Origin of the sequence: Bradyrhizobium sp. ORS 285, from assembly GCF_900176205.1 — a bacterium.
Classification (GTDB): Bacteria; Pseudomonadota; Alphaproteobacteria; order Rhizobiales; family Xanthobacteraceae; genus Bradyrhizobium.
On record NZ_LT859959.1, the window covers coordinates 2,430,163 to 2,445,625 of the forward strand.

The following is a 15,463-nucleotide window of genomic DNA, read 5'->3' on the forward strand; positions in this document are numbered from 1 at the left end:
GTTGGGACGGAAATGGACCTGCGGCAGCTTCGCTACTTCATTGCGATCGTCGAGCAGGGCTCCTTTTCCAAGGCGGCCGAGACCCTGAACGTCGCGCAGCCCGCGCTCAGCCTGCACGTCCGCAACATGGAAGCGGAGCTCGGCTCGGCGCTGCTGTTTCGCAGCCCCCAGGGCGTGGTCGCCACTGAAGCCGGCGAGATCCTGATCCGCCACGCGCGCATCGTGATCGACCAGCTCTCGATCGCGCGCCACGAGATCAAGGGGCAGGAAGCGGAGCCGTCCGGCGAGGTGCGGCTCGGGCTGCCCGGCACGATCAGCCAGATCCTGTCGGTGCCGCTGATCATCGAGGTGCGCAAGCGCTTTCCCAAGATCAAGCTGTGCGTCGCCGAGGCGATGAGCGGCTTCGTCACCGAGTGGATCCGCGAGGGCCGCATCGATCTCGCGGTGCTGTATCAGCCCGTCAGCGACAACGCGCTGAACTCATCGGAGGTGATCAGCGAGGAGCTCTGGCTGCTTGGTCCAACGACGCCCTTGGCCGGCGTCAAGCCGCCCGCATCCGGCGCCGTCGCCTACGCCAATGTCACCCAGCTTCCGCTGATCCTGCCGAGCGCGGATCATGGCCTGCGCTTGCTGCTGGAGCGCGAAGCAGCCGCGCGCGGCCTGTCGCTGGATCCGGTGATCGAGGTCGACTCCTATGCGAACATCAAGGGACTGGTCGAGGAGGGGATCGGCTATTCGATCCTGCCCTATAACGCGATCGCGCGCGACGTGCAGAGCGAGCGCCTGCTGGCATGGCCGATCAAGCAGCCGGAGATCAAGCGTTCGGTGCACCTCGCCCATCCGGTCGACCGGCCGCTCAGCCACGCCGTCTCGAGTGTCCACGCGCTCTGCCGCGCGACGCTGCTCACGCTCGTCGCGACCGGCAAGTGGAACGGCGCGCGTGCCTCGAATGGTGGAGCAGCGGCCGATGAAGCAGCAGGCCGGTCCACGGCCAGGAAGCGATGACCACGCGCTGCAATGATGTCAGCCCGTCGGAATGATCCTCGTCAGCCTTACGATCTGAGCTCGGATGTTGCTCGTCTTCGGCAACGATCGAGAGATGATCCAGGGCAGACGAATGGCGGTTGGTTTCGGAGCGTCTTTTGAGCTTGCGTTGCAGGTCCGTTCCCATTACCTGCCGCTGCGGGACCGACCCCGTCCCGGTCCAGTGCAGCGGAATGGGCGATCTAAGTGTCTGAGAAAACGCTGGAATATGGGAAGCCCGGAGCCGGCCGCTTCTCCGTGGCGCCGATGATGGATTGGACCGACCGGTATTGCCGGGTGTTCCATCGGCTGCTGTCGCGGCGGGCGCTGCTCTATACCGAGATGGTGACGACCGGGGCCGTCATTCACGGCGACCGGCAGCGGCTGCTCGGCTTCGATGCCAGCGAGCATCCCCTGGCGCTGCAGCTCGGCGGCTCGGATCCGGCTGATCTCGCGACCTCGGCAAAGATTGGCGAGGACTTCGGCTACGACGAAATCAACCTGAATGTCGGCTGCCCGTCGGACCGGGTGAAGGATGGCCGCTTCGGCGCGTGCCTGATGGCGGAGCCTGCGCTCGTTGCGGCCTGTGTTGCCGCGATGAAGCGCGCGGTGGGCATTCCCGTCACCGTCAAATGCCGCATCGGCATCGATGACCAGGATCCGGAGATCGCACTCGATGCGCTGGCGGATGCGGTCGTCGACAGTGGCGCCGACGCGCTGATCGTGCATGCGCGCAAGGCTTGGCTGAATGGGCTGTCGCCGAAAGAGAACCGCGATATCCCGCCGCTCGACTACACCAGGGTGTATCGGCTGAAGGCGCGGCTGCCGCAGGTGCCCGTCATCATCAATGGCGGCATCACCAGCATCGAAGCGGCGCAAGGTCATCTCGCTCATGTCGATGGCGTGATGCTCGGACGTGCCGCTTATCAGGAGCCGTGGCGATTGCTCGACGTCGATCCCGTGCTGTTCGGCGAGGCCGCGCCGCATGCGAGCATGAAGGATGCGCTGGCGGCGCTGGAGCCCTATATCGAACGCCAGCTCGGGCAGGGGACGCGGCTGCACGCGATCACGCGGCATCTCGTCGGCGCCTATCATGCGGTACCCGGCGCGCGCGCCTTTCGCCGCCACCTCTCGGAGCGCGGCGTCAAGCCGGACGCTGGGATCGAGGTGTTGCGCGAGGCGGTGGCGATGATCGAGCAAAGTGCGCCGGTGGCAGCGCTCGCCTGAGCTATCCGGTGACCGGCAGCAGCTCGGCGACGGCCTGCCGCGCGATCGCGTTTTCTTCCGGCAGTCCGATCGAGATGCGCAGCCATGTCGCAAAACCCGGCTGCGCGCGGCCGATGATGATGCCGCGGGCGGCGAGCGCCGCGGCCGCTTCCGCATGCGGCCGGCCGCAATCGAAGAATACGAAGTTGGCCTGCGAGGCGCTGAAGCGGCGGCCGCGATCGCGCAGCAGCGCATGCCAAGTCTCGCGCTCGGCCGCGACCTTGATGCGGATATCCTCGACGTAGTTGCGGTCACCAAGGCTCGCCAACGCAGCCACGAGACTGAGCCGGCTCAACCCGAAGAAGGCTCCGATGCCCATCTGCTTCAGCCCTGTGGCCAGCGGCTTCGGCGCCAGGGTGTAGCCGATGGCAAGACTTGCGAGGCCGTAGATCTTGGAGAACGTCCTGAACACCGCGACATTGCAGCCCTCGCGCAGCAGCGGCGTGACGGTACGGGCGGCGAAGTCCGGCAGGAATTCGAGATAGGCCTCGTCGACGATCACGAGCGTGCGTGACGACAAGGCGCGAATGGCGTCGATGAACTTCGTGGCGTCGCTCACCGTGCCGGAGGGATTGTGCGGATTGACCAGATAGACTGCGCGCGTCGTGCCATCCACGGCGGCCGCGATGGCCGGCAGATCGTTCTCCAGCGCCGCATTCAGCGGCACGCCGACGACGCGGCCGCCGGCCGGCGCCACCGCGTCGACGAGAGCCGTGTAGCCCGGCTCGGAGTAGACGAAGGTGCCGCGGGGGCCGCCGTGAGCGGCAAGGTAAAGCCCGAGCACGTTGAGGTTCTCACCGAGTACGATCTGGTCGGCTGCGATATTTTCGCGCGCGGCGATCGCGCCTGTGAGATCATCGACCTCCCGGCCTGTGTAGCGGGGGAGGCCGGCGAGATCGGCTGTGATGGCGTCGAGGGCGGCGGGCGAGGGTCCGAACGGAGTTTCGTTCAGGGCAAGCTTGATCTGCGGGGTATCGGCCATGGCGCGAGCGTAGGCCGGGTTCTGCCGCGCGTGCAAGGCAACGTTCGCCGCGGCCCCGGCTTCAGCTGCGCTCGGGATAGCCGTGCAGCATCAGCCGGTCGGAGCGGACCTCGAAGCGTTCGAGCCGGTCGAGAAAGCTCATGCCGAGCAGGTTGGTCTTCATCTGGCCGTGCGGCACGACCAGCGCGGGGACCGAGCGCTCCACCAGCTTGCCGATCGCCAGTCGATCGAGCGTCAGCCGCGCCGCCTTGGTGTGGCCGCCCGCGGTCTCGACGTCGACGTCATAGTTCAAGAGCTCCAGCGGCAGGCCCGCGGCCTTGGCGGTCTCCCAGGTCAGCACCACCGAGGTGGCGCCGGTGTCGACGACCATCGGCGCGGTGACCCCGTTGATCTTGGCGCGCAGCGCGAACTCGCCGCCCCGCGTGCGCTCGATCTCGACGGCGTTGGTCGGCGGGGTCGCCTTCGCCCTGAACGCCCGGCTGCGGAGCATCTCCGAGACGGTGTCGCTGGCGAGCGCGGCCTGCTCGGGATCCTTGTAGACGATCACGGCGCTCGCGGTGACCACCATGGTGACCAGTACCAGTACAATCTTGTTCATGCCCGGCCTCCGACGAGGGCGGCGCCGCTCAGTCGCGCTTGCGCGCCATCGCGGGCCGGATGGCGGGCAATCCGGCGTCGTGCATGCGCGTGGGCAGCCCGTCCATCACCGACAGCCGCTCGTCGCGCGACATCCGGCCCCAGCGCGCGATCTCCGGCAGCGTGCGGCCGCAGCCGAAGCACAGCTTGGTCTTCGGATCGATCATGCAGACGGCAATGCAGGGGGTATCCTGGCTCATGCTGCGAGTTGAAGAGGTTCTGGTCTGGCTTTGCAAGTGCCATCATCTCACAGTCCCGTTCCGGCATTCATGATCGGTTTGCGCAGCAGGCGCCGCTTCTCCTGAGCGGGTGCTGTGGCAGGATCCGGTTGCAGCGGCGGCGCCTCGTCCGAGAGCGGGGCGAGCGCCGACATCACCCGCTCCGGCGGGAAGGTGACGATCACCTCGGTGCCGATGCGGACCTTCGATTTCAGCGTGAACGTACCGCCATGCATCTCGATCAGGTTCTTGGCGATCGGCAGGCCCAGGCCCGCGCCCTGTTCCGCAGACTTGATCGAGTTCGAGCCCTGGCCGAATGAGGCGAGCACGATCGGAATCTCGTTCTCGGGAATCCCGGAGCCGGTGTCCTTGACGCTGAGATATTGTCCGCCCGATGCCGTCCAGCCCGCCTTCAGCCAGATCTCGCCGCCCTGCGGCGTGAACTTGATGGCGTTGGAGAGCAGGTTGAGCACCACTTGGCGGATCGCACGCTCGTCCGCCCACAGACGCGGCATGTTCTGCTCGAACACCTCGTGAATGGTGATGCCGCGGCTCGAGGCGCGCAGCTTCAACAGGTGGTGGCAGTCGGCGATCACATGGACCAGCGCCACCGCTTCCTCATTGAGCTCGTACCGGCCGGCCTCGATGCGCGAGAGGTCGAGGATCTCGTTGATCAGGTTGAGCAGGTGGACGCCGGAATTGTGGATGTCGGCGGAATATTCCTTGTAGACCGGCACCGCATGCGCACCGAAAATCTCGCTCTTCATCACCTCGGAGAAGCCGAGGATGGCGTTCAGCGGCGTGCGCAGCTCGTGGCTCATCTGCGCCAGGAAGCGCGACTTCGCGACGTTGGCGGCCTCGGCGCGGTAGCGCGCCTCGTCGGAAATCGCCTTGGCCTGCTCGAGCTCGCCGATCAGGGCGTCCTTCTCGGCGCGCGCTTCCAGGGTCGCCAGCGTGGTCGCGTGCAGCTGATGCGCGAGCAGCACGAAATAGCCCTCGGCGGCGATCGCAAATCCCGCGAGCAGATAATTGTCGAAAGTGCCTGACAGCGCCAGGCTCAGCGTGATCGCAACCGTCACCGGCGCGGTGACCGCGACCGCTGCGATCGGCAGGTTCGCCGCCAGCATGCTGGAGACGGCGATCACCAGCAGCATCAGGAACATCATCAGCGTGCCCGACACCTCGGCGAGCGCCGGGTGGATCAGGATCGCCATCCAGCAGACGCCGTAGAGCAGGTCGAGCAGCACGAAGCGCGTGCGCCAGCGCCGCGTGGCCGCCAGCGACGGCTGGTCGTTCAGGAAGTTCGAGCAGTTGCGGACGATGGCGACATGGATGCAAAGCACGCCGAGCGTCCAGGCGCCGGCGGCGATGGCATGCAGCCAGACGCTGAGCATGAGGCCCGTCGCCACGACCAGCAGGATGACGATGTAGGAGGCGGAGATGCGCGTCTGCGCATATTGACGCAGCAGCTCGCGATCGAAGGCGGGCCGCGTTCCCGATGTCGACGTTAACCGGTCGCGCGCCTCGCGCACCCGTTGCTGCGCGGCGCGGCGCTGGCTTGCCGGAGCGAGCGCCGGCGCATCGGCCGGAAGCTCGACGATCTCGGGCTTTTCCGCGGGTTTACTCATCAACAACACAAATCCTGCCCGGGGCCGCGCGGGCTGCTTTCTGCATCCTCTATAACTGGCTCGAAATCCTTAAGACGGATTATAGACAACGAAAAATTTGCGTTAACCGCGCGTTAAAATTAACCATTGCGGCGCGCAGCGGCGCCAAGCACACGCAGCCGTCGCCAGCCGATGACGAGGCCCGTGAGGCTGAAGGCAAAGCCTGCCCCGCACAGGCCTAGGATGAGAGCAGTGCGCAACGTCGCGTGTGCAAGCAGCGTCGGGAAGTCGAGCGTGTGCAGCGCCTGATAGACCCAGCGATAGGCACGCCGCGACGGGTCGAGCTTCTCGAGCACCGCGCCCGAGGCGGAATCGACGTGATACCAGGTGTCTCCGCAGATCACGCGGTGGACCGGCGCCCCCGGCACGTCGGATGAGAACGGATAGTCGTCGCCGGGCTCGACCTCGGCTGATCGCGCACAGCCGGGACGCAGGCCGGCGCTGACGGCATTGATCTCCGCCGGCTGCAGGAAACGGCCGACGATGTGCCAAGCGGAGCCATCGAGCACCGAGATCTGCTGCTGGCTCACCGCGCGGCGCATGCGCTGATGCAGGCGGCCGCCGAAGGCGAACCATTCGATTTCGCGGACCTCGCCGCTGCCCGCTGCCGACGGGGCGGCAGAGAGCTGCATCCAATCGGGCGCGCCGGTGATAATGGCGTTCTCGGACGGCGTGAGATGGCCGGTCGCAAACAGCCGGCCATGGTCCATCGACAGCCAGCCGCTGACGATCCAGGTCAGCAGGAATTGCATGCAGACGAGGCCTGCCCAGTGATGCCACAGGTGCCAGCCGCGATAGCGCGAGCCGAGCCGCGCCTTGCGCAGACGCAGCCTGAGAGGGCCGAGCAGGGCGCCCGTCACGGCAGCGATGACGGCCGCGAACGACAGCCACCATACCGTCACGTTCCAGGCCGACCAGTCCTTGCGCAGCACAGTCGGATAGACCCAGTGGATGACGCTGCCGAGATAATTCCAGCGGCGTTCGAAGCCGGTCGTGTCCAGCACCACGTCGCCAGTCCGGGAGGAGACGTAGAGCTCGGTCTCATCGGTGTCGTTCAGCGCGATCCGGTAGAGCGGGCGATGCACATCGAACCGGTTCGGCACGGTCCATTGGTCGTAGTCGTCGCGCGCGGCGACCGCGATGCCATTGGCTCCGAACCCACGCTGCTGCGCCGTCGCGCGGGCAACGGACAGCGCGAGATCTGGGGCGGTCACATCGGCCGCTGCCAGCTTATCGGCATGAATGGCTACGCTCCGGTCGGCGGCGGAGATGACATAGATGGGGCCATCTGTGCGCTGCCACAGGCGGATGCGGCTGGGGCGATCGATGCCGCTTGCGACGAGGGCCTCCGCAGGGCTGCGCAGACCAGCGGTGAGGTCGAGCGGCAGGAGCCCGGCAAAACGCTCGCTCTCGGTCTGCGCCGGAAACGGCACGAAGTGCATCACGATGCCGGTGGCAAACCACAGCGCGAACAGCGGACCAAGGGGGATGCTGAGCCAGCGATGCGTGAGGATCAGCGCCCGGATCATGGAGCTTAGAACTTGAACGAGGCTTCGACCTCGTAGGTGCGGGGCGCGCCAAGGAAGATCTGGTCGGGATAGAAGGGATCGCTCCAGGCCGCGTAGCGCTTGTCGGTGACGTTGCGGACGCGAAAGGCGAGGCGCGTGCTGGTGGCGGTTGCAAACATCGGCACCTTCGGCAGGTCGATGAAGGCGAACAGGTCGGCGGTGGTGTAGGCCAGCAGCTTCACCGTGTTGGCGTCGGTGCTCCAGCGATCGCCGACATGGCGCACGGAGAAGCCGAGTTCGACCGGCCACCAGCCCGGATTGAGGAAGCGGTAGGAGCCGCCGCCGTTGACGATCACGGCCGGAATGTTGGGCGGCGTGTTGCCGGAGAACGAGCCGCCGCCGGCGAGATCATAGTCGGCGTAGCGGGCGCGGACATAGGCGACATTGCCCCACAGCTTGGTCTCGGGCGTCGGCCGCACCGCGGCGGCGAGCTCGATGCCCTGCGACTTCACCTTGCCGGCAAGGTTGAGCCGCTGGCCAGCCTGGGCGCTGTAGACATTGTTGCGCTCGATGTCGAAGGCCGAGAAGGTCCATTCGGCGCGGCCGTTCCAGGTGAGCTGCTTGACGCCGGCCTCGTAGCTGCGGGAGTCCGACAGCGTGAGATTTTGCGTGGGACTCAGGATGAAGATGCTGTCGGCCGAGATGTCGGTGGCGGTCGCATATTGGCTGTAGAAGGTGGTGCCGGGCAGGGCCCACCAGGTGGTGCCGATGCGGCCGGTGAGCGGCTGCCAGCTCTTCGAATAGGGGAAGCCGCTCCTCACCACGCCGTCCTTGTCGATCGAGTTACGGTCGAGCGTGAACGGATTGTAGCGCAGTCCGCCGACCAGGGCGAACGTGTCGGTCAGCTTCAGCCGGTCCTCCAGGTTGAGAGCGACGCTGTCGATGGTGGCCGTCTGCATCTGTGTTGTCAGACTGCCGAAGACGCCTTGATCGAACCCAACCAGCGGCACCGTGTCGTGGAAGAAGTTCGCCGCACCGGGGCGCGAGAAGTCGGTATGCGAGCTCTCGACCGAGCCGACAAGGCGGTTGGCCAGACCGAAGATGCTTCCGTTCCACGTCACGTCGGTGACGTTGCCGACGATGTTGTGGTTGTGGTGGACGAAGAAGCGCTCGCGATCGATTGGCCTACCGTCTTTCGCATCGGCGTTGAAGGCCGACACCTCGTTATTGTACCAATCGCGGCTGGCGTTGTAGTTGTAGATCTGGCTTCGCAGCGTGACGGCGTTGTTCAGGTCCCATTCGAACCCGCTGCGGACCCAGGATTCCTTGATCGTCTTATGGCCGTCGACGACGTTGTAGTTGGTCGACAGCGTGCAGCGGTCAATGGTCACGGCGCCCAGATTGCTGCCGTTGTAGTCGGAGATCTTGGTACCGGACACGATGCCGCTGGTCGCATTGGCGCCACTGAAGCTGACCGGAACCAGCGGCGTGCCCTCGTACGGCTTGGCGTTGTAATCCTTGAACTCGGCGGCCACGAAGGTCCTGAAGCTGTCCGACGGGCGATAGTTCAGTTGGCCCGAGACATGGACGTTCTTGAACTCCGTCTCGTCGATGAAGCCGACCTCCTTGGTTCGGCTGATGTCGAAACGATAGTCGAGGCCCTTGACGGTCGTGCTGCCGCCGGAGCCGAAGCCGCTGCGGAAGCTGCCGCGCTGGTCGAAGCCGATGAAGGCCTCGTTCTGCACTGGCCCGGTGTACGGCCTCTTCGTGACGAAGTTGATGGTGCCACCGACCGCACCCTGGCCTGAGCTCAGCGAAGAGGGGCCCTTGAGAAACTCGACGCGATCGAGATTGAAGGTCTCCATCGTCAGCGCGGTGAAGCCGGTCGGGCCGATATTGATGCCGTTGTAGAGGACGTTGACCTGGTTGCCCTGGAAGCCGCGCATCGCGTAGCCGACATCGTTCGGCGCATCGCCGGCGCTGACGCCGGTCGCGCCTTTCACCGCGTCGACGGTCGTGTGGTAGCCCTGCTCGCGCAGCGTCTCGGCGCCGATCACTTCGATAGTCGCCGGCACCTCGCGCGCCGTGAGGCCGAGGCGGCTGCCCGTAGCGGGGGTGGCGTTGCCGTTGAGCGGCGTCCCGGCCGAAGCAGAGGAGGGGGCCGTCGGACCCGCTGCCTGGGATGGCGCGGTCTGGGGGCGCGTCGTCCGCGCCGTTGGCCGGACAGCCTGCGTTGACGAGGGCGTCCGGCGGGCGGCTGGCCGCTGACGCGGGGCGTCGACCGTCACGTCCGGCAGTAGCGTGTCGCTCGCTGCCCGCTTGTCCTGCGCGCCGGCGGTGGTCATGGCTGAACAGCCCGCCACCACCAGCCCCGCCAACGATACTGAACCCCAAAAATTCCGCGCGCTCATTTCGATTCCCCCCGCGGAGACCGGCCAGCCGGCCTCCGCGCCCCCTTACGTTCCTGATCACCGGGACGAGAGTTAGCCGATGTGCCAAGGAATGTAATGTTATAACATTACATGAATTGCACTCTGCTGCGGCGTGTCTCGATCCGGCAACACATGCGAACGATTAGCGATTGCAACGGGTATCAGCGAGTCGCAGGGCGCGCAATGGAACGTCCGAGGCTATCCCAACGTCCGGCGCCAATGCTGCGGGAGGGGCGGGCGAGTCTCCTCGTCGGAACCCAACGCAAAACGGCCGCCCCTCGAATCGAGCGGCGGCCGTTTGATGGGGTCGACGTGTCCTGGACTACTTCTCCAGACGGGCCAAGAGGCTCGAGGTATCCCAGCGCTTGCCGCCGAGCTTCTCGACCTCGGAGTAGAATTGGTCGACCAGCGCGGTCACCGGCAGATGGGCGCCATTGCGGCGTGCCTCGGACAGGCAGATCGACAGGTCCTTGCGCATCCATTCCACCGCAAAACCAAAGTCATACTTGCCGTCGTTCATGGTCTTGTAGCGGTTCTCCATCTGCCACGACTGCGCGGCGCCCTTGGAGATCGTCTCGATCACGGCGGGAACGTCGAGGCCCGACTTCTTGGCGAAGTGGATGCCCTCCGAGAGGCCTTGCACGAGGCCGGCGATGCAGATCTGGTTGACCATCTTGGTCAGCTGGCCGGAGCCCGCGGGACCGAGCAGCTTGCACATCCGGGCATAGGCCGCGATGACAGGCTCGGCCCCGGCATAGGCGTCGGCGGTGCCGCCACACATCACCGTCAGCACGCCGTTCTCGGCGCCGGCCTGGCCGCCCGACACCGGCGCGTCGATGAATTTGAAACCGGCCTTGGTGGCTGCGGCGTCGAGCTCACGTGCCACTTCAGCCGACGCCGTGGTGTGGTCGACGAACGTCGCGCCCTTGGTCATGCCGGCGAAGGCGCCGTCTGCGCCGATCGTCACCGAGCGCAGGTCGTTGTCGTTGCCGACACAGCACATCACGAAGTCCTGGCCCTCGGCGGCCTGCTTCGGCGTCGCGGCGGTCTTGCCGCCGAACTTGTCGGCCCATTCCTTCGCCTTGGCCGCGGTGCGGTTGTAGACCGTGACCTCGTGACCACCCTTCTTCACGAGGTGTCCTGCCATGGGGAAACCCATGACGCCGAGACCGATGAAAGCGACTTTAGCCATATGAGTGACCTTGCCCTTGGGTTCTCTGGGGTTCTGCCGACGGCCTTGGGAATGGCCGGGCGGTTCTTGAAGGAAAACATCAGCAGCCGGCCCGTTCCGGCGGTCCGCTGGACGCCGCACCATAACGGCTTGCGACGCCGGGGCAACGCCTTCGTGACGGATGCGAAAGCGCGCCGTCGTGCTAAAGAGGCATCATCAGGACCGCTTGCAAACCGGTCATCCGGCAACGAAATCCGAAGATATCAACGAACCAGCCAGGGAGTGTCTCGCATGGGTGTCAGCGTCGGCGTGCTCGATCATTTCAACATCCGGACTCGCAACCTCGCGGAGACCGTGCGCTTCTATGAGGACGTGCTCGGGCTCGAGAATGGCGACCGGCCGAACTTCGCCTTCCCCGGCGCCTGGATGTACAGCGAGGGCCGACCGGTGGTGCATCTCGTCGACATCTCCCCGACGTCGGAGGCACAAAAGCCCGACTCCGGCGTCGTCCACCACGTCGCCTTCGTCAGCCGCGGCTTCGCCGGCATGAAGGCGCGGCTCACCGAGAAGGGCATGCCGTTCGATGCGCGGCAGGTGCCGGGCGGCGAGCTGTGGCAGATCTTCGTGCGCGATCCCAACGGCGTGATGATCGAGCTCAATTACGAGGCAGCCAAGGAGCAGGCCGGGGATGGACCGGACGAGAACGCCGGCGACATCGGAACCATGGTGGCGTTTTGAGCCGACCGGGCTTATGAAGCAGCGCAACAGAGGGCTCGCGCGATCCTTTCGGCAGTGGCAGAAGATCGCGTCCGGCCAACAGGATAGGGCGCGACGATGTGGCGCGTTCTGAAGCACTTCAGGAGACGCGCGGTGAGCGTGACGCAGCAGCAGGTCATCGAGGCACTCAAGCGGGTCCGCTCGCCACGCGGCGTGGCGCTGCCGGACGCCGGCGTGCTGTCGCCGATCACGGCCAATGATGGCAAGGTGTTTGTCTCGATCAATGTCGAAGCCAGCGAGGCCCGCGCCTGGGAAACCACCCGCGCGGAGGCCGAGGCGGCCGTGCGCGCCATTCCGGGCGTGACCATGGCGATGATCGCGCTGACCGCCGAGCGCAAGGCCGGCGCAGCACCGGCCCCGGCGCCGCGGCAGGGCGGCGTACAGCCGGTCTCGGCGCATCGCCCGCATCAGCACCAGACCCCGGCCGATTCGCCGATGTCCCGGCAGGCGCCGATCCCCGGCATCGCCGCCGTCATCGCGGTCGCGTCGGGCAAGGGCGGCGTCGGCAAGTCGACCACCGCGATCAATCTGGCGCTGGGTTTGCGCGATCTCGGCCTCAAGGTCGGTCTGCTCGATGCCGACATCTACGGCCCCTCGGTGCCGCGCCTGACGGGTCTGCAGGAGAAGCCGCAGCTCACGCCCGAGAAGAAGATGATCCCGCTGTCGCGCTTCGGCCTGTCGATCATGTCGATCGGCTTCTTGGTCGAGGAGGACTCCGCGCTGGTGTGGCGGGGGCCGATGGTGATGTCGGCGATCAACCAGATGCTGCGCGACGTCGCCTGGGGCACGCTCGATGTGCTCGTCGTCGACATGCCGCCCGGCACCGGCGACGCCCAGCTGACGCTGGCGCAGAACGTACCGCTGAAGGGGGCGGTGATCGTCTCGACGCCGCAGGACCTGTCGCTGATCGACGCCCGCCGCGGGCTTGCGATGTTCCGCAAGGTCAACGTGCCCGTGCTCGGCATCATCGAGAACATGAGCTACTTCCAGTGCCCGGAGTGCGGCACGCGCTCCGACATCTTCGGCCATGGCGGTGCCCGTCACGAGGCCGAGCGACTCGGCGTGCCCTTCCTCGGCGAAATCCCGCTGCACATGGATATCCGCTCGACCTCCGACGCCGGCAAGCCGGTGGTCGAGAGCGAGCCCAGCGGACCGCATGCGGCGATCTACCGGACCATTGCCTCCGCCGTCCGCGATCAGCTCAAGGATGCCATCGCCGCGACTTGATGCGGCGCAGCAAAGTCCGTGCGACCATTGGACTGTTTGTCATCCCAACGTCGCGTTTTCGCTTAACCGGTTCCGTGCTAAAGCCCGGCCCGGATCGCCTTCGACCGTACGCGGCCAATCGCGTCGGCGGATAATGTTTTCACGGGAAACGCCCCCAACAAGGAGATGCCTTAATATGAAGCGTCGTGATTTTCTGAAGGTTTCGGCCGCCGGTGCCGCGGCGACGGCTGCGGTGGCGTCGCCGGCGATCGCGCAGTCGATGCCGGAAATCAAGTGGCGGTTGACCTCGAGCTTCCCGAAGTCGCTCGACACGATCTATGGCGGCGCCGAATACATGGCGAAGCAGGTCGCCGAGATGACCGACAACAAGTTCCAGATCCAGGTCTTCCAGGCTGGTGAGCTGGTCCCGGGCTTGCAGGCGCTCGACGCCACCTCGAAGAACACCGTCGAGATGTGCCACACAGTGTCTTACTACTACGTCGGCAAGGATCCGACCTTCGCGATCTTCGCCTCCGTGCCGTTCGGCCTCAATGCCCGGCAGCAGAACTCCTGGCTGTACCAGGGCGGCGGCAACGAGCTGGCCAACGAGTTCTTCAAGAAGTCCAACGTCATCGGCTTCCCCTGCGGCAACACCGGCACCCAGATGGGCGGCTGGTTCCGCAAGGAGATCAAGACCGTCGCCGATCTCTCGGGCCTGAAATTCCGCATCGGCGGCATCGCCGGCCAGGTGTTGCAGAAGCTCGGCGTCGTGCCGCAGCAGCTCGCGGGTGGCGACATCTATCCGTCGCTGGAGAAGGGTACCATCGACGCGGCCGAGTGGGTCGGTCCTTATGACGACGAGAAGCTCGGCTTCCAGAAGGTCGCCAAGTACTACTACTATCCGGGCTTCTGGGAGGGCGGTCCGACCGTCCACGCCTTCGCCAATCTCGACAAGTGGAACGAGCTGCCGAAGAACTATCAGAACATCCTGGCCAACGCGACGGTCAACGCCAACACCTGGATGGCCGCGCGCTACGACCAAGTGAATCCGGCGGCGCTGAAGCGGCTCGTTGCCGGCGGTACGCAACTGCGTCCGTTCACCAACGAAGTGCTCGAGGCCTGCCTCAAGGCGACCAACGAGCTGTGGGGCGAGATCTCGGCCAAGAACGCCGACTTCAAGAAGGTGATCGACGCCATGCAGGCCTACCGCTCGGATGAGTATCTGTGGTGGCAGGTCGCCGAGTACACCTACGACAGCTTCATGATCCGCTCGCGCACCCGCGGCTGATCGCAAACTAACCAAGATCGGCGGATCGACATCAGGCCCGGCCTCGCAAGAGGCCGGGCTTTTTGCGTTGCGTTGCGACAACGTTTCGCAATGGCACTCCGACGCACTTTGATCCACACTGGAACTTGAAGCCTCACAAAGAAGGCTGCCCAGGAAACGAACACGATCACCCGAGGGAGGGGAAGAACCATGAAGCGAAGAGACTTCATCAAGGTCACGGGTCTCGGCGCAGCCGGAGCGGCTGCGATCGCGGCGCCGGCCATCGCGCAATCGATGCCCGAGCTGAAGTGGCGCATGCCGACGAGCTGGCCGAAATCGCTCGACACGCTGTATGGCGGCGCCGAGATGATGGCCAAGATGGTCGCTGAGGCCACCGACAACAAATTCCAGATCCAGCCGTTCGCCGCCGGCGAGATCGTGCCCGGTCTGCAGGTCGTCGATGCCGTGCAGAACGGCACCGTCGAGATCGGCCACACCGCGTCCTACTACTATTTCGGCAAGGACCCGACCTTCACCTTCGGCTCGTCGGTGCCGTTCGGTCCGAACATGCGCATCAACCAGGCCTGGTACATGCTGGGCGGCGGCCGCGAGATCCTCAACGAGTTCTACGCCAAGTACAATGTGGTCTCGCTGCTCGCCGGCAACACCGGCTGTCAGATGGGCGGCTGGTTCCGCAAGGAGCTCACCAGCGTCAACGATCTCAAGGGGCTCAAATTCCGCGTCGGCGGCTTCGCCGGTCGCGTGCTGCAGAAGCTCGGCGCGGTGCCGCAGCAGATCGCCGGCGGCGATATCTACCCGGCGCTGGAGAAGGGCACCATCGATGCGGCCGAGTGGGTCGGCCCCTATGACGACGAGAAGCTCGGCTTCGTCAAGGTCGCGCCGCATTACTACTATCCGGGCTGGTGGGAGGGCGGGCCAATGCTGCTCGCCTTCGTCAACCAGGACCGCTGGAATGCGCTGCCGAAGCACTACCAGAAAATCCTGGAGCAGGCCGGCCACTTCGCCAACAACTGGATGATGGCGAAGTACGACCAGAGCAATCCGGCGGCGCTTCGCCGGCTGCTCGCCGCAGGCGCCAAGCTGCACGGCTTCTCGCCGGAAATCATGCAGGCCTGCATCAAGGCGGCGCGCGAGCTGCACGGCGAGGTCGCGGCCACCAACCCCGACTTCAAGAAGACGCTGGAGTCGCTGACGGCCTTTGCCGGCAACGGCTACTCCTGGTTCCAGGTCGCCGAGATCGGCTACGACGCCTTCATGGCGCGCAATCCGCTGGCCTGAGGCGGGCGCGT

General features: G+C 65.7%; 13 protein-coding genes. 6 read left to right on the plus strand and 7 right to left on the minus strand.

Annotated elements, in window-relative coordinates:
• Positions 1 to 12: 12 nt before the first annotated feature.
• Together BRAD285_RS10995 and dusA are read left to right on the plus strand one after the other, a co-directional pair.
• Positions 13 to 1,005: a LysR substrate-binding domain-containing protein gene (locus BRAD285_RS10995; RefSeq protein ID WP_006609957.1), complete on the plus strand. Its 993-nt coding sequence runs from the start codon at positions 13 to 15 to the stop codon at positions 1,003 to 1,005.
• A 288-nt stretch (positions 1,006 to 1,293) separates the two neighbouring features.
• The gene (gene dusA / locus BRAD285_RS11000) at positions 1,294 to 2,250 is read left to right on the plus strand and encodes a tRNA dihydrouridine(20/20a) synthase DusA (RefSeq protein WP_006609958.1); all 957 of its coding nucleotides are present in this window, start codon (positions 1,294 to 1,296) and stop codon (positions 2,248 to 2,250) included.
• 1 nt (position 2,251) lies between these two features.
• Here the strand turns inward: dusA and BRAD285_RS11005 are convergent, their stop codons facing one another.
• The 7 genes from BRAD285_RS11005 to BRAD285_RS11035 all read right to left on the minus strand — a co-directional run bounded on the left by BRAD285_RS11005 (position 2,252) and on the right by BRAD285_RS11035 (position 10,924).
• Positions 2,252 to 3,271: a histidinol-phosphate transaminase gene (locus BRAD285_RS11005; RefSeq protein WP_035644794.1), complete on the minus strand. Its 1,020-nt coding sequence runs from the start codon at positions 3,269 to 3,271 to the stop codon at positions 2,252 to 2,254.
• 61 nt (positions 3,272 to 3,332) lie between these two features.
• Positions 3,333 to 3,869: a TIGR02281 family clan AA aspartic protease gene (locus BRAD285_RS11010; protein WP_006609960.1), complete on the minus strand. Its 537-nt coding sequence runs from the start codon at positions 3,867 to 3,869 to the stop codon at positions 3,333 to 3,335.
• 28 nt (positions 3,870 to 3,897) lie between these two features.
• Positions 3,898 to 4,107 carry a DUF1289 domain-containing protein gene (locus tag BRAD285_RS11015; RefSeq protein WP_006609961.1) on the minus strand — a complete coding sequence of 70 codons (210 nt, stop codon included), beginning with the start codon at positions 4,105 to 4,107 and terminating at the stop codon, positions 3,898 to 3,900.
• Between the two features lie 47 nt (positions 4,108 to 4,154).
• Positions 4,155 to 5,753 carry a HAMP domain-containing sensor histidine kinase gene (locus BRAD285_RS11020; protein ID WP_006609962.1) on the minus strand — a complete coding sequence of 533 codons (1,599 nt, stop codon included), beginning with the start codon at positions 5,751 to 5,753 and terminating at the stop codon, positions 4,155 to 4,157.
• Positions 5,754 to 5,872: 119 nt separating this feature from the next.
• A complete protein-coding gene (locus BRAD285_RS11025) occupies positions 5,873 to 7,321 on the minus strand; it encodes a PepSY domain-containing protein (protein ID WP_006609963.1) in 1,449 nt (482 codons plus the stop codon).
• Positions 7,322 to 7,326: 5 nt separating this feature from the next.
• The gene (locus tag BRAD285_RS11030) at positions 7,327 to 9,711 is read right to left on the minus strand and encodes a TonB-dependent receptor (RefSeq protein WP_006609964.1); all 2,385 of its coding nucleotides are present in this window, start codon (positions 9,709 to 9,711) and stop codon (positions 7,327 to 7,329) included.
• A gap of 343 nt (positions 9,712 to 10,054) precedes the next feature.
• The gene (locus BRAD285_RS11035) at positions 10,055 to 10,924 is read right to left on the minus strand and encodes an NAD(P)-dependent oxidoreductase (RefSeq protein WP_006609965.1); all 870 of its coding nucleotides are present in this window, start codon (positions 10,922 to 10,924) and stop codon (positions 10,055 to 10,057) included.
• 270 nt (positions 10,925 to 11,194) lie between these two features.
• Between BRAD285_RS11035 and BRAD285_RS11040 the strand changes: the two genes are divergently transcribed.
• The 4 genes from BRAD285_RS11040 to BRAD285_RS11055 all read left to right on the plus strand — a co-directional run bounded on the left by BRAD285_RS11040 (position 11,195) and on the right by BRAD285_RS11055 (position 15,452).
• Complete coding sequence (locus BRAD285_RS11040; RefSeq protein ID WP_006609966.1) at positions 11,195 to 11,641, plus strand: VOC family protein; 447 nt, start codon at positions 11,195 to 11,197, stop codon at positions 11,639 to 11,641.
• Positions 11,642 to 11,773: 132 nt separating this feature from the next.
• Positions 11,774 to 12,907 carry an Mrp/NBP35 family ATP-binding protein gene (locus BRAD285_RS11045; RefSeq protein WP_035644821.1) on the plus strand — a complete coding sequence of 378 codons (1,134 nt, stop codon included), beginning with the start codon at positions 11,774 to 11,776 and terminating at the stop codon, positions 12,905 to 12,907.
• 175 nt (positions 12,908 to 13,082) lie between these two features.
• Positions 13,083 to 14,174, plus strand: coding sequence for a TRAP transporter substrate-binding protein (locus BRAD285_RS11050; RefSeq protein ID WP_006609968.1), 1,092 nt, complete (start codon positions 13,083 to 13,085; stop codon positions 14,172 to 14,174).
• Positions 14,175 to 14,363: 189 nt separating this feature from the next.
• A complete protein-coding gene (locus tag BRAD285_RS11055) occupies positions 14,364 to 15,452 on the plus strand; it encodes a TRAP transporter substrate-binding protein (protein WP_006609969.1) in 1,089 nt (362 codons plus the stop codon).
• The last annotated feature ends 11 nt before the right edge of the window (positions 15,453 to 15,463 follow it).

Excerpts from the sequence above, each read along its gene's own strand:
- BRAD285_RS10995 (WP_006609957.1), top strand. The coding sequence starts at position 13 with ATGGACCTGCGGCAGCTTCGCTACTTCATTGCGATCGTCGAGCAGGGC.
- dusA (WP_006609958.1), top strand. The coding sequence starts at position 1,294 with ATGGATTGGACCGACCGGTATTGCCGGGTGTTCCATCGGCTGCTGTCG.
- BRAD285_RS11005 (WP_035644794.1), bottom strand. The coding sequence starts at position 3,271 with ATGGCCGATACCCCGCAGATCAAGCTTGCCCTGAACGAAACTCCGTTC.
- BRAD285_RS11010 (WP_006609960.1), bottom strand. The coding sequence starts at position 3,869 with ATGAACAAGATTGTACTGGTACTGGTCACCATGGTGGTCACCGCGAGC.
- BRAD285_RS11015 (WP_006609961.1), bottom strand. The coding sequence starts at position 4,107 with ATGAGCCAGGATACCCCCTGCATTGCCGTCTGCATGATCGATCCGAAG.
- BRAD285_RS11020 (WP_006609962.1), bottom strand. The coding sequence starts at position 5,753 with ATGAGTAAACCCGCGGAAAAGCCCGAGATCGTCGAGCTTCCGGCCGAT.
- BRAD285_RS11025 (WP_006609963.1), bottom strand. The coding sequence starts at position 7,321 with ATGATCCGGGCGCTGATCCTCACGCATCGCTGGCTCAGCATCCCCCTT.
- BRAD285_RS11030 (WP_006609964.1), bottom strand. The coding sequence starts at position 9,711 with ATGAGCGCGCGGAATTTTTGGGGTTCAGTATCGTTGGCGGGGCTGGTG.
- BRAD285_RS11035 (WP_006609965.1), bottom strand. The coding sequence starts at position 10,924 with ATGGCTAAAGTCGCTTTCATCGGTCTCGGCGTCATGGGTTTCCCCATG.
- BRAD285_RS11040 (WP_006609966.1), top strand. The coding sequence starts at position 11,195 with ATGGGTGTCAGCGTCGGCGTGCTCGATCATTTCAACATCCGGACTCGC.
- BRAD285_RS11050 (WP_006609968.1), top strand. The coding sequence starts at position 13,083 with ATGAAGCGTCGTGATTTTCTGAAGGTTTCGGCCGCCGGTGCCGCGGCG.
- BRAD285_RS11055 (WP_006609969.1), top strand. The coding sequence starts at position 14,364 with ATGAAGCGAAGAGACTTCATCAAGGTCACGGGTCTCGGCGCAGCCGGA.